Below are 24,847 nucleotides of genomic sequence, written 5' to 3'. Positions count from 1 at the left end.
ATTCGCTTATTTGAGGCCGGTCAGCGCGATCCCGCGGACGAAGTATCGCTGGGTCAGGACGAACAGGACGGCGGTGGGGACGAAGAGGATCACCGAACCGGCCGCCGTGAGGTGCCACAGCGTGAAGTACTCCTGGTTGAACAGGGTGAGCCCGACCGGGATCGTCCGCATCTCGGGCGTGGTGGTGGCGACCAGCGGCCAGAGGAACTCGTTCCACTGGAAGACGAACGTGAACAGCCCGAGCACGGCCAGCGCCGGCCGCGTCTGCGGCAGGATGACGCTGCGGTAGATGCGCAGCTCGGACGCCCCGTCGATGCGCGCCGCGCTGATCAGGTCGTCGGGGATGGGCTGGATGAACTGTCTCATGAGGAAGATCCCGAACGCGTCCATGAGGAACGGCGTGATCAACCCCTGGTACGTGTTGAGCCACCCCAGGTTGGCCATCAGCACGTACAACGGGATCATCCGCACGAAGAACGGCACCATGAGCGTGGCCAGCAGCGCCACGAACAACGTGTTGCGCAGCGGGAAGCGGAACTTGGCGAACACGTACCCGACCAGCGGGTCGAACACCAGGTGCGCCAGCGTGATGGCGCCGGCCACGACGAGGCTGTTGACGATGAAGTTCCCGAACGGCGCCCGCGCGAACAGCTCGCCGTAGTTGCCCCACTGCGGCGACTCGGGCCAGATCACGGCGTCGGCCGCCAGCGTCTCCGCCTCGGTCTGCAGCGACAGCGAGAGCATGTAGAGCAGCGGCAGCACCGTCACCAGGCACGCCAGCGTGAGCAGGGTGTAGAGCAGCCACCTGCGCATCAGTACGTGACCTCCCCGCGCCGCCCGGCCCGCAGTTGCACCAGCGTGAACGCCACGATCACGATCAGCAGCAGCACCGACTGCGCCGCCGAGTAACCGAAGTCCCTGGCGCGGAAGGCCACGTTGAAGATGTGGAACACCGACAGGTCGGTGGCGTCACCGGGTCCGCCCCCGGTGATGATGAACGCCTGCCCGAACGCCTGCAGCCCGGAGATCACCGCCATCACCGACACGAACAGCGTGGTCGGCGCGAGCAGCGGCAGCGTGATCCGCCAGAACCGGCGCCAGGCGTCGGCCCCGTCGATCTCGGCGGCCTCGTGGTAGGTCGCCGGGATGCCCTGGAGTCCGGCCAGGAACAACACCATCGTGTAGCCGACGTTCTGCCACAGGGTGACGGCGGCGAGCGTGAGCAGCGGCGCGGTGTTGAGCCACTGCTGCTCGGGCAGCCCCACGGCGTCCAGCATCCGGTTCAGCACGCCCAGCTCGGGGTCGAGGATGTTGCGCCACAGCAGCCCGACGATCGCCACCGACGTCAGGTACGGCACCAGCAGCAGCACCCGGAAGACCACCCGCCCCTTGAGCGGCTGGTCGATCGCCAGCGCCAGCACCAGCCCGAGCACGATCGAGCCGACCACGACGGCCACCGCGAAGACCACCGTGACCAGGAACGAGTGCCGCACCGCCGGATCGGTCAGGGCCCGGGTGTAGTTGTCCAGGCCCGCCCACTGGTCGGCCATCGGCCCCGTACGGAAGCTCGTGGCGACCGCGTTGCCGATCGGCAGGTAGAAGAAGGCCGCGAAGAACAGGATGGCCGGCAGCAGGAAGAGGTACGCGGTCCTGGCGTAGCGGCCCTGGAGCGTGCGCGGCCTCACTTCAGGAAGCCCTCCGCGGTCTCGGCGAACCTCCGCAGGGCCTCGTCGGCCGGCTGGTTCTGGATGAGCACCTGCTGGTACATGACCTTGAGCTGCTCCTCCCACTCGCCCAGGTGGCCGGTCAGGCGCACCTGCTGGGAGGAGTCCCTGGCGGACGGCAGCGCGTCGGCGAAGACCTTGACGATCTCGTCCGACTGCACCTCGGGCAGCTTCGTCCAGGAGACGCGCGGCATGAGCATGCCCGTCTCCTTCGTGGCGGCCTGCTCGACCTCAATGGTGGTGATGCGCTTGATGAAGTCCCAGGACAGGTCGGGCCGGGCGGCCTTGGCGGGCACGAACATGCTCACGCCCGCCGCCTGCGTGTCCTGCGTCTTGTGCCTGAGCGGCGGCGCGACGCCCAGGTCGATGTCCGGGCTGGTCTTCCTGATCGGGTCCAGGTCCCACGGGCCGGTGAAGATCATGGCGGCGCGCTTGGCGGAGAAGAGCTTCTGCGGGCCCGAGTAGTCGGTGCCGGCCACCGGCACGGGGGCGACCTTGTGCTTGTGGACCAGGTCGGCCTGGAACTGCATGGCGGCGACCGCGTCCTCGATCGGGGTCATGACCTTGCCGGTCCGCGGGTCGTACGGGGTGACGCCGGCCTGGACCATCCACGGCCACAGGTAGAGGTAGTCCTGGTTGAGCGCGACGCCGTACACGCCGTCCTTGGTCAGCTTCTTGGCCGCGTCGAGGAACTCCTCCCAGGTGGTGGGCGCCTCCACGCCGGCTGCGCTGAGCATGGCCCGGTTGTAGAACAGGGTGTTGCAGGTGAGGTGGAGCTGGACGCCGTACACCTTGCCCTGGTAGGAGTTGCGCTCGACCGTCACCGGCTGCCAGTCGGAGGGGAAGCCCATGGCCTGGCCGTCGCGGTCGACGAAGTCCTGCAGCGAGCGCGCGTTCCCGGAGACCGCGAACTCCTGCACCCACCCGCCGGGCTCCTCCACCAGGTCGGGCACGGTGCCGGAGGCGAAGTCGGCCAGCAGCCTGGTGCGCAGGTCGGGCCACTGATACTTCTGCAGGTTGACCTTGACCTTGTGGGCCTGCTCGAACTCCGCGATCACCTTGCGGTAGGCCTGGTAGTCGTGGCCGGCGTTCCAGTAGACGGTGAAGGTGCCCGGCGCGGCGCTCTGCGGGGCGGGCGCGCCGGCGCACGACGACAGGACCGGCACCGCGGCGGCCGCTCCGACGAGCCGGAGCAGGTCACGGCGTGAGGGCTGGGCATGCATCTGGGGGTTTCCCTTCCTAGGACGAGCCCCGCCGCACGAAGGTCCACGAACGGACGATCTCGCGGGCGGGCGGCGGCTCCTCGGCCTGGAGGCGGTCGAAGAGCAGGCGTACGACGTCGGTGTAGTCGTGCCGGAGCGGGCCGACGGTGCTGAGTTGCGGATTGCTGATGAGACCCTCGTCGATGTTGCCGACGCCGACGATCGCGACGTCGCCGGGCACGCTCAGCCCCAGGTCCCTGGCGGCCCAGATGGCGCTGATCGCGGCCCGGTCGGAGGCGGCGAAGATCGCGTCGGGCCGGTCGGGCGAGCTGAGCAGCTCGGTCGCGGTCTGGTACGCCGCCACGCGGTCGTCCGCTCCCCCGGTGACGATCCGCTCGGTCACCCCGTGCCGCTCCAGGGCGGTGGTGCAGCCGAGCAGCCGCCCCACGAGCCTGTCGCGGTAGACCTCGTACCGGTGGGCCATGTACGCGATGCGCCGCCGACCGGTGGCCAGCAGGTGCTCGACGGCCTCGGCGCATGCCTGCGTCTCGGGAGTGCGTACGACGTCGCAGCCGTCGAGCCCGCTCTCGTTGCTGAGCACCACCATCGGCAGGCCGGTGGCGGCCAGCCCCGACAGCAGGTCGTGCGCGAGGTGGTCGCCGTTGACGTTGATCAGGGCGCCGTCGGCGATGCCGCCGCGCAGCGCCTCGATCGCCGCCTTGGCGCGGGCCTCGGAGTAGACGGCGAGCGAGACCACGGAGTAGCCCCGCGCGTCGGCCATCTCGTGCAGGTCCGTGGCCAGCCGCTCGTCGCTCGGCACGCCGCCGAACGTGCTGAGCACCAGGCAGACGCGCTGGGTACGGCGCTTGCGCAGGCTCCTGGCGGCCTGGTTGGGGGTGTAGCCGAGCTGCCTGGCGGCGTCGAGCACCCGCTGCCTGGTCTCGGCGGCCACGGGTCGGTCGCGGCCGCTGAGCACGTAGGAGACGGTCGCCACTGACACGTTCGCCAGCTCGGCCACTTGTCGCGCTGTTGGTCTCATGTTAGTCGAATAACCTAGCATTCCCTATAGGTATACGGGGAAACTGTGCGCCTTTGAACTCGGAGAGCAGGTCAGCGTATGGAGGATCGTCACTCGTGGGCCATCGGCCAGTGTGAAACGATTAACACCGTATTCCTCACATACCACCCCGATCAAGAGGTGCGGTCACATCAGGCCGAGCCACGACCGGCCGTGATCATCCGCCCGCTTGTGATCATCAGCGTGGCGTCCCGGATTCCCGATCACTCTCCGTTACCTTTCCTGGTGAACGGGGGGATGTGCAGTGAGTGGTTCGGCACGTGTGTGGGGCCGGGGCGGGAACGTGTCCCGCCGGACGTTCGTCACGGGCCTGTTCGCCGCCGTGGGAGCCGTACCGGCGGCGGTCCCAGGGGTGGCGGCGGGAGCGGCGGCCGGGAAGCCGGGCAGGGGCGTGGTGCTGCGGGCCCGTCCCGCGACCGTCTCGCTGGGCGGGCGTACCGTCTCCACCTGGGCCTACAACGACCTGCTGCCCGGCCCGCTCATCGAGGCCGTGGCCGGTGGCACCGTACGGGCCAGGCTCGTCAACGACCTGCCCGAGCCCACCACCGTGCACTGGCACGGCATCAGGATCGACCCCCGGATGGACGGCGCCCCCGGCTACACCCAGCCGCCCACCAAGCCCGGCGGCACGTTCGACTACGTCTTCACCGTGCCCGACCCCGGGACGTACTTCTACCACTCGCACGTCGGCATGCAGAACGACCGCGCCCTGTACGGCCCGCTCATCGTGACCGACCCGCGCGAGCCGCTCGGCTACGACCAGGAGTTCACGGTCGTGCTCGACGACTGGCTGGACGGCGTCGACGGCACCCCCGACGACGCCCTGCGCAAGCTGAACGCCTCCACCGAGCACGACGACTCCCTGCGCAGCCACGTGCTCGGCGGGGTGACGGGTGAGATGCGGTACCCGTACTACCTGGTCAACGGGCGTACGGCGGACGCGCCCGCCACGTTCGTCAGCCGTCCGGGCCGGCGGGTCAGATTCCGGGTGATCAACGCCGCCGCCGACACCGCCTTCCGCGTGGCGCTGGGCGGTCACCGCATGACCGTCACCCACACCGACGGGTTCCCGTGCGCGCCCGTCACCGTGGACACGTTCCTCATCGGCATGGGCGAGCGCTACGACTTCGTCACGACGCTCTTCCCGGGGGCGTTCCCCCTGATGGCGCTGGCCGAGGGCAAGGCCGGGCGGGCGTTCGCGGTGGTGCGCACGTCAAGGCGGGCCGCCGCGCCGTCGCCCGACGCCGAGGTGCCCCAGCTCAACCGGCGCATGCTGGCCTACCAGGACCTGGACGCGCGCCGCTCCGACTACCTGCGTCCCCCGTCGAGAACGGTCACCGTGACGCTCGGCATGCGCCCGTCGGGCAACGAGTGGACCCTGAACGACCGCCTCGCCTCCGACCCGTACCGGCTACGCGTGGAACGGGGCGAGACGATCAGGATCGTCCTGCACAACCAGTCGCCCATGTGGCACCCGATGCACCTGCACGGCCACACCTTCCAGGTCCGGGTGAACGACCGGCGCGGGCCGCGCAAGGACACCGTGAACCTCAAGCCGCACGAGCGCCTCAACATCGACGTGCACGCCGACAACCCCGGCGAGTGGATGTTCCACTGCCACAACCTCTACCACCAGGAACAGGGCATGATGGGCGTCCTCGGCTACGGCGACCCCCCTCCCCACCGCCCTGGCATGTCCCACTCGGGCACGGGCAAGCCGAGCGCGGATCGCACGGACAAACGACGCCAGGACCCGACCAGAAAGGGCCACCACTGAGGGGCGCTCACGAGTGGCTCGGGGTGAGCCGTTCGGCGGCGTCCCGGACGACGTCAGCGGCCCCCGGCGCGGGCCAGGTCGGCCCACACGACACGGTGGCCACCCGCGATGCGCCGGGTGCCGCAGCGGACCGACAGGGCGGCCACGAGACCGAGGCCACGCCCTGATTGCCGCATGGACCCCGGCTCCAGCGGCGTGAAGCGGGGTTCCGGAGTCGTCGTCCCCGGGTCGATCACCTCCAGCCGGACGAAATCGTCGACGACGCCGAGCCGCACCTCGACCCAGTCCCGGTCCGGCCCCGCCGGGACATGCCGAACGGCGTTGGTCACCAGCTCGCAGACGACCAGCACCACGTTGTCAAGCACCTCCGGGTCCGCGTCGGCCAGCCATGACCGGACCACCTGCCTGGCCTCGCGCGGCGCCCTGGCGCCACGCCGCAGCGTCGCGCCCTGCCATCGGGCGACGTCCGGTGGCTGGGTGGGGAGGGTTTCCGCTGGCACAGACATCACCGACCGTTCGGGGATCGACCGTCCGGTCCACGAGACAGGCACATCGTGTGAACGCGGGATCGGTTCGCTTTTCTGAAGACCTTCCCCAGGGTGGCGCTTGACGGCTACTTTTAGTAGTCGTGCGGTAACACGGCTGCTCCACACATCCCGTTCACCATGTGTGTGAACGTGTGAACTTACTGGGCGGTGATCCATGACAGGCAGTGAACTCGACCCAGGAGCCAGCCCGCTGGCTCTCTTCGGAGCCGAGATGAGGAGGCTACGCGAGGAAAAGGGCATAACCCAGGAAGAGATCGCGGATTACGCCCACGTCAGCAAGAGCCTGGTCAGCCAGATCGAGAACGCCAAACGCACCCCTCAATGGGACTTCGCCGAACAGGTCGAAAGGCTGCTCGACCTCAAAGGCGAGCCGCTGCTGCGTCTCATGCCCCTGGTGGTCAGATCGGGGCCGAAATGGTTCCGCCAGTGGCCGAAGATCGAAGCAACGGCGCACAGCCTGCGCACCTGGCAACCTCTGGTCGTCCCCGGGCTGCTCCAGACCCGCGACTACGCCCGCGCGATCCTGCGCGGGCAACCGGGCACCACCGACGAACGCGTCGAGGAACTGACCGAAGCCCGGTTGGCCAGGCAGACGGTGTTCGACCGTCCCGAACCGCCACTCTATGCGGCGGTGATCGACGAGGGCATCCTTATCCGCCCCATCGGCGGAGCGCAGGTCATGCGCGAGCAACTCGACCATCTGCTCGAAGCCCTGGCCCACCCCTGCGTCACCGTGCAAATCGTTCCCATGGACGCCGTGCCCACGATCGGCCTGCTGGGCGGATTCGTCATCGCCCAGCAGCCGCAAGGACCGGACACGGCCTATCTGGACACCGCCGCGGGCGGCGAGGTAACCGATCGCGAGGACCGCGTGCGCAGCGTTAGTATCAAATTCGACGCCATCCGGTCATATGCCAGGCCGGTCAACGAGACGGCCCAGGTAATACGCACGAAGATGGAGATGTATTCAAGTGAATGACGAACTGGCCGCCGAACTGGAAGCCGCACACTGGCGCAAGTCCTCCTTCAGTGGCGCCGACGGCGGAGACTGCATCGAGGTGGCCTCGCTGAGCGGGGACCGCTTCGGCGTCCGTGACACCGAGCGGCCCGACCTGGCACCGTGGGTGGTGCGCGGCGCCGTCCTTCGCGCCTTCGTCGCCGGTGCCAAGAACGGCGAATTCGACTTCTGATCCCCCGACTCCGAAGGCCCTCCGCATTCGTGGAGGGCCTTTCGCGTTCCCACCGTGCCACATTCCCGATCAGGGGATCCCTCCGGGGCGGGCCGCGTTCAGCCGCCGCCGACGCCGCCCGCCATCTTCCCGACGCTCTGAGCGGCGGCGTTCTTGAACGCCACCGCCACCACTGCGCCCAGCCGGTCACGCCCGGCCAGGTCGGCCGCCCGCCTGCGATCGGCCTTGGGGAACACCTTGGCGACCAGCCCGGCGGCGTGCGCCAGCGACACGAGAGCCACCATCCGCCGGTCGGGCTCGGCCTCGGCCAGCGCCGCCGGCACCCGTTCCTTGACCGAGTCGCGAAACGCCGGATCGGCCTCGGCGAACACCTCCTCCTTGAACAGCCTGAGATACGTACGCGTCTCCGCCCTGATCGCGCCGCGCTCCTCAAGCCGCCCGAGCAGGCGCTCCCGCCGCCGGGGCGTGGTGGACATGGCCTGCCACCACTCGCCGAACTCGGGCGGCTCCTCCGGCACGGCGAGCTGCGCGAGGGCCGTGTCCAGCTCGGCGTCTCCCACCGGCCCCGAGCCGATCGGCCGGAGCCGTCCGCCCTCGAACACGAGCCGGTCGAGGACGCACAGCTCCGACAGCACCGCCGCGCTGAGCGTGTGGTCCAGCAGTTCGAGGTTGACGAGCGGGGTGCCCTTGGGCCTGTAAGCGAGTAAGAGGATTTCTTCCGCGATGAGCAGGTCCATGGGTTCCAGGATGGCGCATCGGCCCGTCTCCCGCGCGCCGTCTCCTTGAGCCTCCCTTCTCGCCAATACCAGCGTTTATGCGGATATGTGGACGATGCCCTCTATGCGAGTTACGCTCCGCTGGCTACCACTCGGGGGACAGCCATGAGCTTCGATGGGGGGCGATCATGAGCTACACACTCTTACGCGGCAGCTTCGTGATCCGGTATCCGGATCTGCCGCGACAGGGTCCCGAGCCGGACGGCGACACCGTCAAGTTTCTGCCCGACACACCGGCCCTGGTGGAGGCGCTGCCCCGGCGTTCGGGACGGCCGCCGGACCTCAACGGCCGCGGCATCTCCGTACGGCTGGAGGCCGTCGACGCGCTGGAGACCCACTTCGCGGAGACCCACCAGGAGCAGGAGGGCGCCTACGCGGCCCGCGACGAACTGCTGCGCCTGCTCGGCTTCACGAACGTACGCTTCTGGCCCGACCTGCCCAACAAGGTCGAGTCGGCCGACCTGGACACCGTCCGCGGCCACGTCCTCACCAACGGCATCGACGGCAACGGCCGCCTGATCGCATTCGTCCACGCCGGGGACCACCCGGGGGCGGACGGGACCACCGTGTTCGTCGACGGGCCGCTCGTGGATCGTTCCGCGAACGGGCAACTGCTGGCGGGCGGGCTGGTCTACCCGGCGTTCTACGCGACGCTGCCGGCCGAGCTGCGTACGCACCTGGCGGAGGTGTCGCGGGCCGCCCGGAGCAAGGCCGTCGGCATCTGGCCGCGGTCGATCGCCGACCCCGACGAGGCGGCCGTCGTACCGGGTCTGGACGGGCTGGAGCGGCTGGTGACGTGGCCGAAGCTGTTCCGGCGGATCGTGCCGTACCTGGCGGCGGGGTTCACCGACTTCGACGGCTTCGACGCCTGGCTGCGCGCCGACCCGGTCAACCGGGACGACGAACTGTTCCTGATCCCGCGGCTCGAACGGGGCAACCTGCACGACGTGGTACGGGCGTCGGGGCAGCAGATTCAGCTCACGATGTGGCCGGAGGACTTCGTCATCAGCCCGGACCCGGCGCCGCCGGGCGCCCCGGTACGTCCGCCGCTCGTCGCCACCGGTGACCTGCTGATCGTGGCCGCCCTGCCCGACCCGGCAGGCGCGGACCGCGGGCACGAGACCGTCACCCTCCTCAACCTCACCTCCCGCGCCATCGACCTGCCGGGCTGGGCCCTGGCGGACAAGTCCGGCGCACGCAAGCCCCTGACCGGCACGATCGACGGCGGCGCGGCCCTGCGCGTGGCCCTGGACGGAGCCCTCCAACTCGGCAACCAGGGAGACACGATCATCCTCGTGGACCCGGAGGGAGCCTCGATCGACCGGGTGACGTACAAGCGGGACCAGGTCAAGGCGGGCCGCACCATCCACTTCGCCCGCTGACCTCCGGACCCGCCCCTCCACAGCACCCCAGCCGGAGCACGGCCCGCACGTCAGCGCCCCACCGCTGCCCGGGTTTCGGCCGGGTGGGGGCCTGGTCAGGCGAATCGGAGGCGGCGCAGCGCGAAAACGCGGCATGATGGCTTGATCCGCGGGGCTTGCACATCGGAAGGCCGGGCGTCCCGGCCGACGAAAGCGCCTCGGCCGAAGATCCAGCAATAGCGTCCTGACCAGTGAAAGTAGGAGACGTATGTTCATGCTCATGCCGCGCTCTCTGTTCAGGCTGGCGGCCGGTGCGGCGGCAGGTTACCTGTTCGCCGTCCGCCCGTGGCACCTGCGCTGGGGTGCCGACGACCGGGAGGTCCACGCGGAGATGCCCGGCGACGACCTCGTCCCGCGCCCGCAGTACCAGGCCACCCGAGCGGTCACCGTCGAGGCCCCACCGGCCGTCGTCTGGGCCTGGGTGGTCCGGCTCGGCGGGTACCGGCCCGGCGGCGCCTCCGGGCAGGCGGCGCAGGACGATCCGGCCGGGCACCGGGAGTTGAAGGTCGGCGATGTGCTGCACCCGGGGCCCGACGGCAGCGGCTACGCCGTGGAGGTGATCGACCCGCCGCACACGCTCGTGCTGGCCCTGCGCGGTCCCGACGCCACCACCGCGTGCTCGATCTCCTTGCGCGACCTGGCGGACGGGCGTACCCGGATGGTGTTCCGCGTGCGCGTCCGTGCCGCGCCCACCGTGCGCGGCACCGCGCACCTGGCGACGACGGACGTCGGCGACTTCGTCGGCATGCGCCGCCAGATGCTGGCCGTCAAGCAGGGCGCCGAGTCCGCCCGCTGACCGCCCCGCCGATCGGCCCCGCCAGCCTCACTCGAAGGCGGGCGGGGCCGATCGACGCGGGCCCCGTTGACGTGAGCACTGTTGACGCGGGCGCCTCCGGATGCTTACGGTTCCGGCGATCGGCGAAATATATCGTCACGATGCCGAAACTTTCGGAGGCGCCATGTTACGAGGACTCGTCGCGATCGGCCTGCTCGGCCTCCCCGCGCTGACCCCGGCACATCCCGCCGGCCCACCGGCCATCACCGTGAACGAACGCGTCCGGCACCAGGAGATCGACGGTTTCGGCATCTCGCAGGCGTTCCGGCGCAACGAGCTGCTCAAGGCCCTGCCGCAGGACAAGCAGCGGGAGGTCCTCGACCTGTGGTTCGACCGCGACAAGGGAGCCGGGCTCAGCATCCTGCGCCTCGGCATCGGCAGCTCCCCCGCGGGCAGCCCGTACGACCACATGGTGTCGATCCAGCCCGACAACCCCGGCGGCCCGGACGCCCCGCCCCGCTACGTCTGGGACGGCGACGACAACAGCCAGGTGTGGGTGGCCAAGGAGGCCCAGCGGTACGGCGTGAAGCGCTTCTTCGCCGACGCCTGGAGCGCACCCGGGTACATGAAGGACAACGGCGACGACAAGAACGGCGGCACCCTCCTGCCCGAGTGGCAGCGCGCCTACGCGAACTACCTGGTGGCCTACACGAGGTTCTACGCGAGGGAGGGCATCAAGATCACCGACCTCGGGTTCACGAACGAGCCCGACTGGACGGCCACGTACGCCTCCATGCGCTTCACCCCCGAGCAGGCCGCCGGATTCGTCAAGGTCCTGGGCCCGGTCGCGAAGGACACGAAGCTGGTGTGCTGCGACTCCTTCGGCTGGAACGAGGCCAAGGCGTACACCGCGGCCATCGAGGCCGACCCCGAGGCCCGCCGCTGGGTCAAGACGCACACGGGCCACACGTACGCCAGCCCCGTGGACGGCCCGCTGCCGACCGCCAGGAAGAGCTGGATGTCGGAGTGGAACCCCGACGGCGGCACGTGGAACGAGAGCTGGGACGACGGCAGCGGCTACGACGGCCTCACGATCGCGCGGGCCGTCCACGACGCGCTCACGCTGGGCAACGTCAGCGCGTACGTCTACTGGCTGGGCGGCTCGCGCGGCGCCACCAGGGCGCTGCTGCAACTCGACGACGCGGCCGGGGAATACCACGTGTCGAAGCGGCTGTGGGCGCTGGCGGCGTACAGCAGGTTCATCCGGCCCGGGGCGGTGCGGCTGGAGGCGGCGGCGGCCGACCCCGCGCTGAAGGTCTCCGCCTTCCGCAACGTGGACGGCTCCCGCGTGATCGAGGTGCTCAACACCGGCACCGCGCCGGTCACGTGGCAGGGCGTACGCGGGCGGGCCACCGCCTACGTGACCGACGAGGCCAACTCGCTCACGCCCACGGCGGTGACGGGCCGCACGGTGAGGCTGGCACCGCGGGCCCTCACCACGATCGTCCAGCGCTGACCGCCGTCACCGATGGGGCGGCGGTCACCACCCGACGGGGCCGAGACGGTCGACGAAGATCCCGGACGGCCCCTCGGCGTCGATCGTCGCGAGTCTCACGATCGGGTCGGTGCCCTCGGTGACCGTCAGCTCGCCGGTGTGCCGGTTCATGTCGGTGGCGGTGAACTTGTGGTTGGCGACCTCACCGGGAGTGACGACGTTGAACTTGATCCGCGGAAGCGCCTGGGCGTACCGGATGGTGATCATGTTCAGCGCCGCCTTCGACGAGGTGTACGCGAGTTCGTGCATCTTCGAGGCCGGCTGGTCCGGATCGGTCATGACCGCGAAGGATCCGGCCGCGCTGGACACCATCACCACCCGCGGCTGCTCCGCCGCCTGCAGCAGGGGAAGGAACGCATGCGTGACCCGGACCGGTCCGTACACGTTGGTGTCGTAGACGGAATGGATCTCCTCGGCCGTCGCGTCCGCGGGCGCGACGACCCTTCCTGGCGCGCCGGCGTTGTTGATCAGCACGTCCAGCCGGTCGGTGTGCTCCCGGACGAGCCGTACGGCGCCTGCCACCGACTCGTCCGACGTCACGTCCAGCGGGACCAGGATCACCTTCGCGCCATCGGCGGCCAGCTTGTCGGCTGCCACCCGCCCCCTGCCCTCGTCACGCGAGCCGAGAAAGACCGTCCAGCCCAGCTCCCCGAGCCGCCGGGCGGCCTCGAGACCCAGTCCCTTGTTGCCTCCGGTGACCAGCACCGAGGTCTCTTGCGAAGTCTGCTCCGAGTTCGTCATGCCCTCTAAGACGACGTGCCCCCACCCGGCTGTGACACGGCGTCCTGCCAGGTAGGAGCCTGCGGGGTCACGGGCCGCTGTCGGCCTTGAGGCATCTCATGACGAGGAAGACGGGATGCCGGGCGGCGTCCGGCCGCTTCGCCGCCCAGGCGGGGGCCGGCTCGGGCTCGGCCAGCTCGTCCGTCCACAGGCCGTGGCGGCGAAGGGTGTTGACGTACGTCGAGAGCGTACGGTGGTTGGCGCCCACCTGGCGGCGCAGCGACGACAGCTCACCGTCCGCCCGCCACCAGCCCTCGGCGTGGTAGCCCGCATCACCCGGCCACGACCCCGACACGCCCCGGCCACCGGGGAAGCACGGATGCAGGATCGCGCACACGAAGACCCCGCCGGGACGAAGGGCCGCGGCGGCGGTCGCCACGGCCCCGTCGAGATCGTCGATGTCGGAGAGCCCGAACGCGCAGACCACGGCGTCGAAGGCCCCGGGGCCGGTCGTGGCCCCGGTGCCGGAGGCATGGCCCGCCCGGCCGGTCGCGGCGTCAGGGGGCAGGCCGGTGGTCACGTCGGTGTGGACGTAGCGGATGCCCAGAGGGGTGGCGCGTTCGGCGGAGCGGGCCTTCTCGATCAGCGCGGCCGAGATGTCGGCGCCCACGACCTCGGCGCCCCGGCGGGCCAGCTCACGGCTGACCCGGCCGTGGCCGCAGGCGAGGTCGAGCACGCGGCGGCCCGCGACCGGCCCCACGAGGTCGAGCAGCCGCAGGGAGGCCGGGTCGTCGATGAGGTCGCTCCAGCCGCTCGCGTAGAAGTCCGCGATCTCGTCGTAACGCGCCACGCCCGCCATGCCTCCGACCTTACGCACACCTCGGCAGCCGCCCCGGGGTTGTTCGTCGAGCGCGGAATCAGGCCCGCCTCGGGTCAGCGCGGAATCAGGCCCCGCCTCGGGCCAGGGGCACAGAGGCGGAATCGAGCCTGCCTCCGGTCAGGTGCAAAGAGTCCGCCACGGCGCGGCATCGTGAGAGTCTGGCCGGCCTCGCGCGGCCACCGACGTGCAGGAGGATCATCACCGGGTCGGGCGGGAAGACGCGGGGGTATCACATGGGCAGGCCCGGGATCGCGGCGATCATCGCGCTCACCGCGCTGGGCGTCGGCTGGTCGGCGGCACCGGACGCGTCCGGCGACGGCCGACCGGCGGCACCGGCCGTTCACCCGGCCGTGCACACGGCTGGGGAGCGGCGAAACAACCACGGACCGGGCGACCCCGGGGCGCCTCAGGCACACCGGAGCGCCAATCTGCGCGTCGGCACGGCCCTCACCCCCGACCCCGTGATCATCGGCGCGGAGTCACGCTACGCCCTGACCATCACGAACACCGGTGACCAGGACGCCGAAGACGTCTTCGTCACGGCCTTCCTCGACCGGAACCTCACGCCCGGCCCCCTCCCCCGCGGCTGCGCCCCCGCCGACCGGGGCCTCGCCTGCGGCGGCCCCGGGCTGACGGTCCCGGCCGGGCAGAGCATCGCGTACGAGGTCCCGGTCACGACCGACCCCGCGCTACAGGACGGCCTGACCCTGGTCAGCCGGGCCCACGTCACGGCCTCGGGCACGGCCGGCGACCAGGCCGAGCTGGTCACCCGCGCCCGGTCCGCGGTGGACGTCGAGCTGCTCATGACCGCCCCGCCCGTCGTGAACTCGGGCGAGCCCATCACCTACACCCTGACGGTCGTCAACCACGGCCCCTCGCGGGCGACGGACGTCACCCTGCGCAGCCCCGTGGCCGCCGGCCAGGCCGCGATCACCGAGCGGCCGTCGGAGTGCCCGAGCCCCGGCGAGGCCCTGACGTGCCCCGTCGGCGCGCTGGCCCCGGACGAGCGCAGGACGTACACGTTCGGCGTCACCCCCGAGGTCACCGGCGTGCTGGAGAACTGCGCGACCGTCACCGCCGCCGGCCGCGAGGAGAACCCCGCCGACAACCGCTCCTGCGCCGACACCCAGGTCAGGGCCCCCAGGCCGCCCGCCGCCACGCCCGGCGCGACCGCCACCCCCGAGCCGTCGCCCACGCCGGAGACGACGTCCGGCTGGGACCGCGAGGGCAAGGCACACGGGCCGGGGCAGGAGGTCCTCCTGCCGGAGCAGGCGCCGCAGCAGGAGCAGGGACGGGTCCGGCAGGCCGCGGGGGCGGCGGCGGACGACGTGCCCCCTCCCGCGCACCACTCCGGCGGCTCGCTCCCCCTCACCGGCGCGTCGCTCTGGATGCTCTGCCTGGGCGTGGCGGTGCTGCTCGCGATCGGCCTGCTCGTACGCTATCTCTCCGGCCAGGACGGGCGCACCCGCCAGGGCCGGCGGACCCGTCACAGCCGGCGCGCCCGCCAGGGCCGGCGCACCTCCTGACCTCACGCGGACAGGTCCCTGGTCCACGATCCGAGCACGAGCAGCGTCTTCGTCCCCGTGACGTCGCCGGCTCTGCGCAGCCGGTCGATAATCTGCTGAAGGTGTCCAAGATCTCGCACCCGTACGTGGATGAGCGCGTCGGGATCACCCGCTATCGTGAACACCGCCTGCACCTCGGGCACGTCGGTGGCCGTGCGGATGATCTCGCTGACCGGCGTCGTGCCCGGATAGCGCAGCTCGGTGAACGCCTCGATCCCCCAGCCCAGCTTGCCGTAGTCGATCTGCACCGAGAACCCGGTGATCACGCCGATCTCCCGGAGCCGGTCCACCCGCCGCTTGACCGCCGCGACCGACAGCCCGACCCGGTCGGCCATGTCCGAGAACGTCCTGCGCCCGTCCTCCCGAAGGAGTCGCAGCACGTGGTGATCGATCTCGTCGACCTCAGCCACGGAGAACTCCCCCTTCAGCCGCAAATAACATCAGCCGTCCAGCCCATGAACTCATATTGTTTGCGTCTTCGGCCCAGTTTCCCATCTAATACTTGCGCATATCATGCCCGCGTTGCTGTGCTGGGAATCATCACACACATCCAGCGAGCAGCTAAGACAGCCAGGAGGTTCGCGTGAGCGTGAGCGAGACTCCCGCCCCCGTGTCGCTCGACGACAAGTACACGGCGCTCGACGGCCGGGTGCTCATCTCCGGTGTCCAGGCCCTGGTCCGCCTGACGCTGGAGCAGCGCCGCCTCGACGAGGAGCGCGGGCTGGACACCCGCGCGTTCGTCACCGGCTACCAGGGCTCGCCGCTTGCGGGGGTCGACCTGGAGATGGGGCGGGCGGCCCGGTTCCTGGAGCGGGCGGGCGTGGTGTTCCGTCCCGGCCTGAACGAGGAACTGGCGGCCACGGCGGTGGCCGGGACCCAGCTCCTCGACCAGGTGCCCGGCCGCCGCCACGACGGCGTGACCGGCTTCTGGTACGGCAAGAACCCCGGCCTCGACCGGGCAGCCGACGCCATCAGGCACGCCAACGTGGCGGGCACGACCCCGCTCGGCGGCGCGGTGGCCTGGATCGGCGACGACCCGGGCTGCAAGTCCTCGACCCTGCCCAGCTCGTGCGAGCCGATGTGCCAGAGCCTGTCCATGCCGCTGCTGGCGCCCGGCTCGGTGGCCGAGATCATCGAGTTCGGGCTGCACGCGGTGGCCATGTCGCGCGCGACCGGCCTGTGGGTGGGCCTGAAGATCGTCGCGGACATCGCCGACGCCTCCGCCACGGTCGACCTCGGGCCGCTGCGCGCGGACGTCCCGGTGCCCGCGCGGGACCCCAGGGGTCCCGCGCCCATCCTGCTCGGCCCGGCCGCCCTGGACGCCGAGCACGACATGCTCACCCGCCGTCTCGACCTGGCCCGCGAGTACGCCCGCGCGCACGGCCTGAACCGCGTCATGTCCGGGGCGGGCAACACCGCCCTGGGCATCGTGGCCTCGGGCGCCACGTACGCGGTGGTCGAGCGGGCGCTGGCCGACCTCGGCATCGACGAGGCGGCCAGGGACGCGTACGGCCTGCGGCTGATCAGGCTCGCCATGCCGTTCCCGCTCGCGTACGAAGAGCTGGCGGCGCTGACCGCCGACCTCGACCGGGTGCTGGTCGTCGAGGACAAGGTGCCGTTCCTGGAGGGGCAGCTCAAGCAGGCCCTGTACGGTCGCGAACGCGTTCCTGCCGTCGTGGGCAGGGAGCTGCTCACCGCCAGGGGGACGCTGGGCGCCGACGACGTGGCCCAGGCGATCGCCGCCTGCCTCGGCATCGAACGGCCCCGCCCGAAGACGCGGCGCGGCCTGCTGCCGGTGGTGGCGGCGCGCACGCCGTACTTCTGCTCGGGCTGCCCGCACAACACCTCCACCCGCACCTCCGACGACACGCTGGTCGGCGTGGGCATCGGCTGCCACGCGATGATCGCGCTGGACGGGCACGGACGCGGCACCCAGGTCGGCATCACCCAGATGGGCGGCGAGGGCGCCCAGTGGATCGGGCTGTCGCCGTTCACCGACGACCGGCACTTCGTCCAGAACCTGGGCGACGGCACCTTCCACCACTCCGGCTCCCTGGCGGTCAGGGCCGCGATCGCGGCCGGGGTGTCGATGACGTACAAGCTGCTCTACAACGACGCCGTCGCCATGACCGGCGGGCAGCGCGCGGAGGGGCGGCTCGACGTGCCCGCGCTCACCCACGAGCTGGCCGTCGAGGGCGTGCGCCGGATCGTGGTCACCACGCCGGAGCCGGAGACGTACCGTGGGGTGGGGCTGGCCCCGATCGCCTCCGTACGGCACCGCGACGACCTGCCCGAGGTCGAGAAGGAGCTGGCCGCGCTCGGCGGCGTGACCGTGCTGATCCACGACGACCGCTGCGCGGCCGAGGAGCGGCGCCTGCGCAAGCGCGGCAAGCTGCCCACGCCCACGCAGAAGGTGCTGATCAACGAGCGGGTCTGCGAGGGGTGCGGCGACTGCGGCGACGTCTCGACGTGCCTGTCCGTGCAGCCGGTCGAGACCGAGTACGGCCGCAAGACCCGCATCCACCAGGCGTCCTGCAACACGGACCTGAGCTGCCTCAAGGGCGACTGCCCGTCGTTCCTGCTGGTCGAGCCGGGCACCAAGGAGGTCAGGAAGGCGCCGCCCCTGCCGGTGACGCTGCCCGAGCCGATCCTCCCCGCCGCGGACGAGGTACTGATCAGGATGCCCGGCATCGGCGGCACCGGCGTGGTCACCGTCTCCCAGATCCTGCAGATGGCCGCCCACCTCGACGGGCTGAACGCCTCCGGGCTGGAGCAGACCGGGCTGGCGCAGAAGGGCGGGCCCGTCGTCAGCGACGTGCGGATCGGCAAACACGCGCCGAACGGGTCCGTACGCGCCTCGCGGGGCGGGGCCGACGTGCTGATCGGGTTCGACGTGCTGGGCGCGGCGGCCGAGACGACGCTGACCGTGGCCTCGCCCGAGCGCACGGTCGCGGTGCTGAACACCTCCGTGGTGCCCACCGCCGCCATGGTCACCGGCCGCGTACCGGTGCCGGGGCACGCCGACGCGGTGGCCCGGGTCGCCTCCGCCACCAGGGAACAGGTCTGCGTGGACGCCCACGCGCTGTCGGAGGCGCTGTTCGGCGACCACATGCCGGCCAACCTGCTGCTGCTCGGGGCCGCCTACCAGCAGGGCTGCCTGCCGGTCGGCGCCGAGTCCATCGAACGGGCCATCACGCTCAACCGGGCCGCCGTGGAGCAGAACCTGGCCGCCTTCCGCTGGGGCCGGGCCGCCGTGGCCGACCCTGAGGCGGTGCGCAGGGCCGTGCTGCCCGGCTCCGAGCCGGAGCCCGAGGGCCTCGACGACGTGGTGGCCACGCGGGTGGCCGACCTGACCGGCTACCAGAACGCGACCTACGCCCGCTCGTACGCCGACGACGTACGGCACGTGACGGCCCTGGCCGTCGAGCGGGCGGGCGAGGCGGCCGGGACGGCGATCGCCCTGGCCTACGCCCGCGGCCTGCACAAGCTGATGGCCTACAAGGACGAGTACGAGGTCGCCCGCCTGCACCTCGACCCCGTCGAGAAGGCGCGGCGCGAGCGCGAGTTCGGCGCGGACGCGGTCGTGTCGGTGCTGCTGCACCCGCCCGTGCTGCGCGCGATGGGCATGAAACGCAAGATCAAGGTACGCCGCTCGGCCGGGGTCCTGTTCCGCGGGCTGCGGGCCGCGCGGGTGCTGCGCGGCACGGCGTTCGACGTGTTCGGCCGGGCCGAGGTGCGGCGGGTCGAGCGCGAGCTGGTCGCCGAGTACCGCGAGCTGGTGCGTACCGCGCTCGACCGGCTCACCCCGGCCACCGCCGGCGCCGTCGAGGAGGTCGCGGGCCTGCCCGAGCTGATCCGCGGGTACGAGGACATCAAGCTCGCCCGAGTCGCCGACTACCGCGAACGCGCCGCGAAGGCTCTGGAGAACCTCGTCCCTTGACACCCCCAGGAGTGACCGTGACAGTCGACCGCCTGCTGCCCGACCAGGACGCCAAGGACCTCATCGAGCTGACCCGGGAGATCGCCGACAAGGAGTTGGCCCGCCGGGTGGACGAGCATGAGCGCGCCGAGACGTACCCGGAGGGGCTGTTCGCCACGCTGGGCGCGGCGGGGCTGCTCGGGCTGCCGTACCCGGAGGAGTACGGCGGGGGCGGGCAGCCGTACGAGGTGTACCTGCAGGTGGTCGAGGAGCTGGCGATGCGCTGGGCGGCCGTCGCGGTGGCCACCAGCGTGCACACGCTGGCCTGTTTCCCCGTGTTCGGGTACGGGACGGAGGAGCAGCGGGCGCGCTGGCTGCCCGACATGCTGGCCGGGCGGCTGATCGGCGGCTACAGCCTGTCCGAGCCGCAGGCCGGCTCCGACGCCGGGGCGCTGACCTGCAAGGCCGAGCGGGTCGAGACCGGCTACCGGATCACCGGCAACAAGGCGTGGATCACGCACGGCGGCATCGCCGACTTCTACGCCCTGTTCGCGCGCACCGGCACGGGCTCGCGGGGCGTGTCGTGCTTCCTCGCGCCGGGGGCGGCCGACGGGCTGACGTTCGGGCGGCCGGAGGAGAAGATGGGCCTGCACGCGGTGCCGACGACCAGCGCGCACTGGGACGGCGCGGTCCTGGACGCCGACCGGCTCATCGGTAAGGAGGGTCAGGGGCTGCAGATCGCCTTCAGCGCCCTCGACTCGGGCCGCCTCGGCATCGCCGCCTGCGCCACCGGCCTGGCCCAGGCGGCGCTGGACGAGGCGGTGGCGTACGCCAAGGAGCGGCGCACGTTCGGCAAGCGGATCATCGACCATCAGGGGCTCGGGTTCCTGCTCGCGGACATGGCGGCGGGGGTGGACAGCGCGCGGGCGACGTACCTGGACGCGGCCCGCCGCCGCGACGCCGGCGTCCCGTACGGACGGCAGGCGAGCGTGGCCAAGCTGGTCGCCACGGACACGGCGATGCGCGTGACCACGGACGCGGTGCAGGTGCTGGGCGGGTACGGGTACACGCGGGAGTTCCGGGTGGAGCGGTACATGCGCGAGGCCAAGATCATGCAAATCTTCGAGGGCACCAACCAGATCCAGCGCCTGGTGATCAGCAGGCACTTGGCCGAGTAGCCCCATCCAGATGGAAGGTCGTCTCCGGTTACCGGAGGCGGCCCTTTACTGTGTGCTGAAAGTGCAGAAGCCATTGGGGACGGATAGCTTCTTCACCGTAAGTGCCCGGTACGCATGATCTGAACGTTTCCCTGCAAAGCGTCCGGTGACCGAAAGTTCTGGTCACCCGGCGTTGTAGACGAATCAGCCATGATGCAAACCTGGCCAGGTCAATCAGCATCAGAACGAAAACAGGCCACCGCCGACGGGACGGAGGCCTGTTGTCCAAGGTTGGTTAAGGGAGGGTTCCCTTCATCCAATGCCCGCAGTCCCAGCGCTCCCGCGGGCCGCCCAAGCACATGCGGGTGTCATACCACTTGCCGGTGTACGTGGTCCTCCAGAGGGAGTTACTGAGGTCAACGACGCTCACCGTGACTCCCATCAGTGTCAGCCCTTTGTACCTGATGTAGTCGCCCAACTTCCGGGCGGTGAAAAGGTTGAAGTTATCCGTATACGTGGTGGATTCGTTGTTAGGGTCTGGATAGGGCTCCATGATGACGCTGATTTGGTCGAAGGTGTTGCGGGTCCAGTCGTACAACTCGACATCCACCGACACCCGGCAGTTGGGCTTGCCGTTGGCCGCCCGTGGGTACCCGGACAACATTTTGCCGTAGACCCACAGGTCCGACGTACTCCCGCCGCCGGTCCCGACACCGCCGGCCGCGATCGTGAACTTGCTCTGGTGGTGGCACCGACCGGCCTGGGTGAACCAAGACACGCCGTTGTTGGCGCTTTGCACGTTCGGCAGGCCGATTATTGGGTAGTGGTTCACCGCTGCCGACGCGCTGGGCGCGATTCCGGCGATGAGCATGATCGCGGTGGTGAACGCCATCAGCGATCTGACGATATATCGCATGAGACCTCCGAGGCTCAGACGCAAAACTTACCGCGCAATCATGAGGATTGATCGTGGCTGGGCATCGACCCCGGCCCGGCCATGATATGAATACTGCGCTGCTTGTGAGGGCGGGAATTGCGCTTCAATGACTGATGGGCGTATGCGAGGGCCTCGGGCCGCTTGCTAGAGATGGTCGAGCGGCCCGGCTGGACGCTTGAGGTTTCCGATCGACAAATTGTTCTCCATTAGCCGTGCCAATGCCGTCCAATTAATGATCATGCTCTGGTTCGAGGTTGCCGCGACAAGAGCGCGACGGTGGGCGGTCCTGCGCGCCGGGTGCCCTTGCCGGAGGGGCGGCGTTCCCTGCAGCCGCTTCGTCGGGTGCGTTTGACGGCTCGGGGGTAGCTGCGGTGTCGGCGGGAGAGGTTGCGATTGCGAGGCCGGCCGGCCTGGTGAACGGTGCGTGTCCAGAGGGTGCCGTGGGGTGCAGACGGAAGGGCCGCCCGGTCGGTGACCGAACGGCGCACGATACGCGGGGTGGCCAGGAACTTGATCCGGTCGGGGTCAAGGGGCCGACCATGGCGGGGGTCCGGGAAGCGGCGCCGGTCCTCACTTTGCAGGCGTCCTCGCGGTAGGCCAGGTCCCGGATGCGCTCGCGGTAGATCACATCCCGGATGCGATGGAGAGGCTCCATGCTCCAGTGCCCGCGCGGCCACTCTCAAGGTGACCGCGAAGAATATCCCATTGATGCCATATTTGTGCAATTTAAGATAGTTTCATACCGTTTAGCACCAGTTGGCCGGATAGAGGGCGGGGTTCGGGTCGTTCGATTCCCGAGACACTCTGCTGACATGTAGCTGTAAAGCCGATATCATCCCCAATGATGATCTTGCGGGCGCTATACGTGCTTTGCGGAGATTGTCCCCATGGGTGCCCGGTGCCCATATCACCAGATCTCGATACAGCTATCGTTCAAAAGGGGACCAACATATGAAGACCACCATTAAGCGCCTGTCCGCAGGGATGGCCACCGCTGTCGCAGCCACCGCCGTGGCCGTCACCCTGCTGCCGGGCGCTGCCTCCGCCCAGACGATCAGCCGGATTTACTCGTACACCGCGACGGGCGCGCGGCAGTGCAACACCGACGCCAACGTGGCCGGCCCCGGCTACTACTGCACCACGACCACGATCGCCGGCAAGAAGTATTACGCCCTGGCGTACTAGGGTTTGTTCCAACAGCAGGTCAGCCAGTCGGTCATGATGGCGATCTGGACGGTAGTTCCGTAACGGACGGCGAGCTTGTCGTATCTGGTCGCTCCCTTCCGGGATCGTGCAGGTGATGCCGCGTCTCCGCCAGCACCGCGTCCACCAGCTCGAACGGCAAGACCTGCGTGAGCTCTCTCAGATGCCCCGGTGCGAACACCCCTGCGGTGCCGTCGGTGGATATGACAATGCCCCCGGCAGGCTTCCGTTCTAGTGGTCATCGCAACACCCCCAGCTTGAAGGGGTGCGATGGCCTTCGAGATCCGAAACGATCGGAAACCGCGGGGGCCACGAGCCCTGGTCCGTTAGCGGAGGAATACTTCCGGCTCATGGATCAGGGCTCCAGTACGCGCGAAGCGGCCCGGATCGTGGGAATCAACCTGCGGACCGGCACGAAGTGAAGGACGGTCACCACTCGCCCGGCAAGGGTCCCAAACCGAAACCCCCTATCCACCACGAGCAGGCCGGGCACCCGGCCGACCTGGAGGGCTCGCCCTTCCGTTCCTCGCGGTACCTGAACGAGAACGAGCGTATCCACATCGCCGACTGGATCCGTGAGGGTGCCTCCATCCGGGCCGTCGCCGCGGAGCTGGGCCGAAGCCCGTCGACCGTGAGCCGGGAGATCCGCCGCAACAGACGGCCCATGCCCAAGGTCGGCTGGACCTACCGGTCGTTCCACGCCCAGCGGCGGGCCGAGCGGCGACGCGCACGTCCCAAGCACTGGCCATTCCCGCTCCTTCGCGTGCCGGGGCCGGAGACGAATCCGCGTCGCGAGAAGCCGAGCCGGTTGGAGTCCTTCCTGAGCTCGCTGGTGGTCCCGTGCAGCCGTTCCCTGGCCCGGTAGGGCGCGATACGTAGATCTGCCGATGTTTTGCGAACCCGGTGTGCCTAATGTCGGCCGCATCGAGCGGTTTCGGAGAAGGTGGGTTCATGCGTGTGCTGACCGTGTTCCTCTCGGCCCTGCTCCTGACGACGGCCACCGGCGATCCCGCCCGGGCGAAACCGGTGGCGGCCGCCACGTCCGACGTCGTCTTCGAACGGGCCGACTTCTCCACCGGCACCGCCGAAGGCACGACGGCGGGTGACGGGCTGGCGTTCGGCTCGGCGGCGGGCACCGTCTCCCACACCGACGCGCTCGGCACCAAGACCTGGGAGTACGCCCGCTGGACCGGCCCCGAGCGGGCCATCGGCTTCCCCGCCACCGAGCTGATCGCGTCCTGGACCGCGGACGTCCCGCAGGGGAGCTGGCTGCAGGTCGAGGCCCGGGGCAGGAACGCCGAGGGACTGACCACGTGGTACTCGCTGGGCCGCTGGTCCTACGCCGAGGGCGACATCCTGCGGACGTCCGTACCCGGCCAAGGTGACGCGGACGCCTCCGTGTCGGTGGACACGCTGGTCGCGGCGGTGGGCAAGCCTCTGACCGGCTACCAGCTCCGGCTGACCCTCTACCGCAAGCCGGGCTCGTCGGTGGCGCCGCGGGTGCGTACGTCCGGCGTGATGACCTCCAACGTGCCCGAGCGCAAGACCGTGCCGGTGAGCCCCGGCGGCGGCGCGTGGGGCACGGAGCTGGCCGTGCCGCGCCGCTCCCAGAACGTGCACCAGGGCCACTACCCCGAATGGGACGGCGGCGGCGAGGCGTGGTGCAGCCCGACCTCGACCACCATGGTGCTGGGCTACTGGGGCCGGTGGCCGAGCGCGCGGGACACGTCGTGGGTCGATCCGTCCGACCCGAACCCCGAGGTCGACTACGCCGCCCGCCACACCTACGACCACGCCTACCAGGGGGCGGGCAACTGGCCGTTCAACACGGCCTACGCGGGCCGCTACGGGCTCGACGGGTTCGTCACCCGGCTGCGCTCGCTGACCGAGCTGGAGGCGCTGGTCAAGGCGGGGATCCCGGTGATCACCTCGCAGTCGTTCAAGAAGGGGGAGCTGCCCGGGGCGGGGTACGGCACGAACGGGCACCTCATGGCGGTCGTCGGCTTCACCCCCGGCGGCGACGTGATCGCCAACGACCCGGCGTCGCCGAGCAACGCGGCCGTGCGGCACGTGTATCCGCGCGCGAGCTTCGAGAACGTGTGGCTGCGCAGCTCCAGCAGCGGAGGCGTGGCGTACGTCATCCACCCGCCGGACCACCCGCTGCCCCCGACGACGCCCGGGCTGCCCGCCAACTGGTGACCGGCCCCGCGCGGGCAGGCACCGGCGGCGATCAGGTCTGCGGCGAGGTCGTGTCAGCGGCCGTGTCAGTACGGCGACGGCCCGGTGTCAGGGCGGTCGGTGATCGTGGACGCCATGAACGGTTCGACGATCGCGGCCTCGGAGCCGCGCAAGGCAAACCAAGACGACAAGACCGACGGCGGCAGCAGGGGCCGTACGCGAGTCCTGCGGCGGGTGGGGGT

Annotated in this window: 22 protein-coding genes; 12 read left to right on the top strand and 10 right to left on the bottom strand. The window is 70.3% G+C overall.

Annotated features, from left to right (window positions below; translation table 11 throughout):
* Nucleotides 1–6: 6 nt before the first annotated feature.
* Genes ABD844_RS22005 through ABD844_RS21990 form a run of 4 tightly spaced genes read right to left on the bottom strand, consistent with a single transcriptional unit; the run spans nt 7 to nt 3,965 of the window.
* The gene (locus tag ABD844_RS22005; protein ID WP_344880841.1) at nt 7–813 is read right to left on the bottom strand and encodes a carbohydrate ABC transporter permease; all 807 of its coding nucleotides are present in this window, start codon (nt 811–813) and stop codon (nt 7–9) included.
* Entirely contained in the window at nt 813–1,685 is an 873-nt protein-coding gene (locus ABD844_RS22000; protein ID WP_344880836.1) for a carbohydrate ABC transporter permease, read from the bottom strand. The genes ABD844_RS22005 and ABD844_RS22000 overlap by 1 nt, the downstream gene beginning before the upstream one ends.
* The gene (locus ABD844_RS21995; protein ID WP_344880833.1) at nt 1,682–2,947 is read right to left on the bottom strand and encodes a sugar ABC transporter substrate-binding protein; all 1,266 of its coding nucleotides are present in this window, start codon (nt 2,945–2,947) and stop codon (nt 1,682–1,684) included. Before ABD844_RS21995 ends, ABD844_RS22000 begins: the two co-directional genes overlap by 4 nt.
* A 16-nt stretch (nt 2,948–2,963) precedes the next feature.
* Nucleotides 2,964–3,965 (bottom strand): LacI family DNA-binding transcriptional regulator, encoded by a 1,002-nt coding sequence (locus ABD844_RS21990; RefSeq protein WP_344880830.1) that lies wholly within the window; start codon nt 3,963–3,965, stop codon nt 2,964–2,966.
* 322 nt (nt 3,966–4,287) lie between these two features.
* Here ABD844_RS21990 and ABD844_RS21985 point away from each other — a divergent pair, with 322 nt between their 5' ends.
* Nucleotides 4,288–5,781: a multicopper oxidase family protein gene (locus ABD844_RS21985; protein WP_344880827.1), complete on the top strand. Its 1,494-nt coding sequence runs from the start codon at nt 4,288–4,290 to the stop codon at nt 5,779–5,781.
* A 53-nt stretch (nt 5,782–5,834) separates the two neighbouring features.
* On the opposite strand, the gene ABD844_RS21980 is transcribed toward ABD844_RS21985, so the two are convergent.
* Nucleotides 5,835–6,281, bottom strand: coding sequence for an ATP-binding protein (locus ABD844_RS21980; RefSeq protein WP_344880824.1), 447 nt, complete (start codon nt 6,279–6,281; stop codon nt 5,835–5,837).
* A 202-nt stretch (nt 6,282–6,483) separates the two neighbouring features.
* On the opposite strand from ABD844_RS21980, the gene ABD844_RS21975 reads away from it, so the two are divergent.
* The gene (locus ABD844_RS21975; protein ID WP_344880821.1) at nt 6,484–7,308 is read left to right on the top strand and encodes a helix-turn-helix domain-containing protein; all 825 of its coding nucleotides are present in this window, start codon (nt 6,484–6,486) and stop codon (nt 7,306–7,308) included.
* Complete coding sequence (locus tag ABD844_RS21970; RefSeq protein WP_344880817.1) at nt 7,301–7,519, top strand: DUF397 domain-containing protein; 219 nt, start codon at nt 7,301–7,303, stop codon at nt 7,517–7,519. Before ABD844_RS21975 ends, ABD844_RS21970 begins: the two co-directional genes overlap by 8 nt.
* A gap of 98 nt (nt 7,520–7,617) precedes the next feature.
* On the opposite strand, the gene ABD844_RS21965 is transcribed toward ABD844_RS21970, so the two are convergent.
* Nucleotides 7,618–8,256: a GOLPH3/VPS74 family protein gene (locus ABD844_RS21965; protein ID WP_344880815.1), complete on the bottom strand. Its 639-nt coding sequence runs from the start codon at nt 8,254–8,256 to the stop codon at nt 7,618–7,620.
* 167 nt (nt 8,257–8,423) lie between these two features.
* On the opposite strand from ABD844_RS21965, the gene ABD844_RS21960 reads away from it, so the two are divergent.
* The 3 genes from ABD844_RS21960 (at nt 8,424) to ABD844_RS21950 (ending at nt 12,007) form a co-directional block, all read left to right on the top strand.
* Nucleotides 8,424–9,677: a lamin tail domain-containing protein gene (locus tag ABD844_RS21960; protein ID WP_344880812.1), complete on the top strand. Its 1,254-nt coding sequence runs from the start codon at nt 8,424–8,426 to the stop codon at nt 9,675–9,677.
* A gap of 259 nt (nt 9,678–9,936) precedes the next feature.
* The gene (locus ABD844_RS21955) at nt 9,937–10,512 is read left to right on the top strand and encodes a hypothetical protein (RefSeq protein ID WP_344880809.1); all 576 of its coding nucleotides are present in this window, start codon (nt 9,937–9,939) and stop codon (nt 10,510–10,512) included.
* Nucleotides 10,513–10,675: 163 nt separating this feature from the next.
* On the top strand, nt 10,676–12,007 hold the full coding sequence (locus tag ABD844_RS21950) for a glycoside hydrolase family 30 protein (RefSeq protein WP_344880806.1): 1,332 nt from the start codon (nt 10,676–10,678) through the stop codon (nt 12,005–12,007).
* A 24-nt stretch (nt 12,008–12,031) separates the two neighbouring features.
* Here ABD844_RS21950 and ABD844_RS21945 read toward each other — a convergent pair whose 3' ends face one another.
* Together ABD844_RS21945 and ABD844_RS21940 are read right to left on the bottom strand one after the other, a co-directional pair.
* Complete coding sequence (locus ABD844_RS21945; protein WP_344880803.1) at nt 12,032–12,787, bottom strand: SDR family NAD(P)-dependent oxidoreductase; 756 nt, start codon at nt 12,785–12,787, stop codon at nt 12,032–12,034.
* A 67-nt stretch (nt 12,788–12,854) separates the two neighbouring features.
* A complete protein-coding gene (locus ABD844_RS21940; RefSeq protein WP_344880800.1) occupies nt 12,855–13,625 on the bottom strand; it encodes a class I SAM-dependent methyltransferase in 771 nt (256 codons plus the stop codon).
* Between the two features lie 254 nt (nt 13,626–13,879).
* Here ABD844_RS21940 and ABD844_RS21935 point away from each other — a divergent pair, with 254 nt between their 5' ends.
* Nucleotides 13,880–15,172, top strand: a complete 1,293-nt coding sequence (locus ABD844_RS21935) for a DUF11 domain-containing protein (RefSeq protein ID WP_344880797.1) — start codon at nt 13,880–13,882, stop codon at nt 15,170–15,172.
* Nucleotides 15,173–15,174: 2 nt separating this feature from the next.
* On the opposite strand, the gene ABD844_RS21930 is transcribed toward ABD844_RS21935, so the two are convergent.
* Nucleotides 15,175–15,621, bottom strand: coding sequence for an Lrp/AsnC family transcriptional regulator (locus ABD844_RS21930; RefSeq protein ID WP_344880794.1), 447 nt, complete (start codon nt 15,619–15,621; stop codon nt 15,175–15,177).
* Between the two features lie 173 nt (nt 15,622–15,794).
* On the opposite strand from ABD844_RS21930, the gene ABD844_RS21925 reads away from it, so the two are divergent.
* Both ABD844_RS21925 and ABD844_RS21920 read left to right on the top strand, forming a co-directional pair.
* Nucleotides 15,795–19,151, top strand: a complete 3,357-nt coding sequence (locus ABD844_RS21925; RefSeq protein WP_344880791.1) for an indolepyruvate ferredoxin oxidoreductase family protein — start codon at nt 15,795–15,797, stop codon at nt 19,149–19,151.
* Between the two features lie 17 nt (nt 19,152–19,168).
* A complete protein-coding gene (locus ABD844_RS21920) occupies nt 19,169–20,308 on the top strand; it encodes an acyl-CoA dehydrogenase family protein (protein ID WP_344880788.1) in 1,140 nt (379 codons plus the stop codon).
* A 274-nt stretch (nt 20,309–20,582) separates the two neighbouring features.
* Here the strand turns inward: ABD844_RS21920 and ABD844_RS21915 are convergent, their stop codons facing one another.
* Entirely contained in the window at nt 20,583–21,179 is a 597-nt protein-coding gene (locus tag ABD844_RS21915; RefSeq protein ID WP_344880785.1) for a hypothetical protein, read from the bottom strand.
* Between the two features lie 996 nt (nt 21,180–22,175).
* Here ABD844_RS21915 and ABD844_RS21910 point away from each other — a divergent pair.
* The 3 genes from ABD844_RS21910 (at nt 22,176) to ABD844_RS21900 (ending at nt 24,626) form a co-directional block, all read left to right on the top strand.
* Entirely contained in the window at nt 22,176–22,409 is a 234-nt protein-coding gene (locus tag ABD844_RS21910; protein ID WP_344880782.1) for a hypothetical protein, read from the top strand.
* Nucleotides 22,410–22,845: 436 nt separating this feature from the next.
* On the top strand, nt 22,846–23,292 hold the full coding sequence (locus tag ABD844_RS21905) for a helix-turn-helix domain-containing protein (RefSeq protein ID WP_344880780.1): 447 nt from the start codon (nt 22,846–22,848) through the stop codon (nt 23,290–23,292).
* A gap of 86 nt (nt 23,293–23,378) precedes the next feature.
* Nucleotides 23,379–24,626, top strand: a complete 1,248-nt coding sequence (locus tag ABD844_RS21900; RefSeq protein ID WP_344880777.1) for a C39 family peptidase — start codon at nt 23,379–23,381, stop codon at nt 24,624–24,626.
* Nucleotides 24,627–24,847: the final 221 nt, after the last annotated feature.

The sequence above is a fragment of the Nonomuraea antimicrobica genome, from assembly GCF_039536965.1.
Lineage (GTDB): Bacteria > Actinomycetota > Actinomycetes > Streptosporangiales > Streptosporangiaceae > Nonomuraea > Nonomuraea antimicrobica.
The sequence above is the reverse complement of the archived record's forward strand: the minus strand, read 5'-3'. Positions and strand labels throughout refer to the sequence as shown.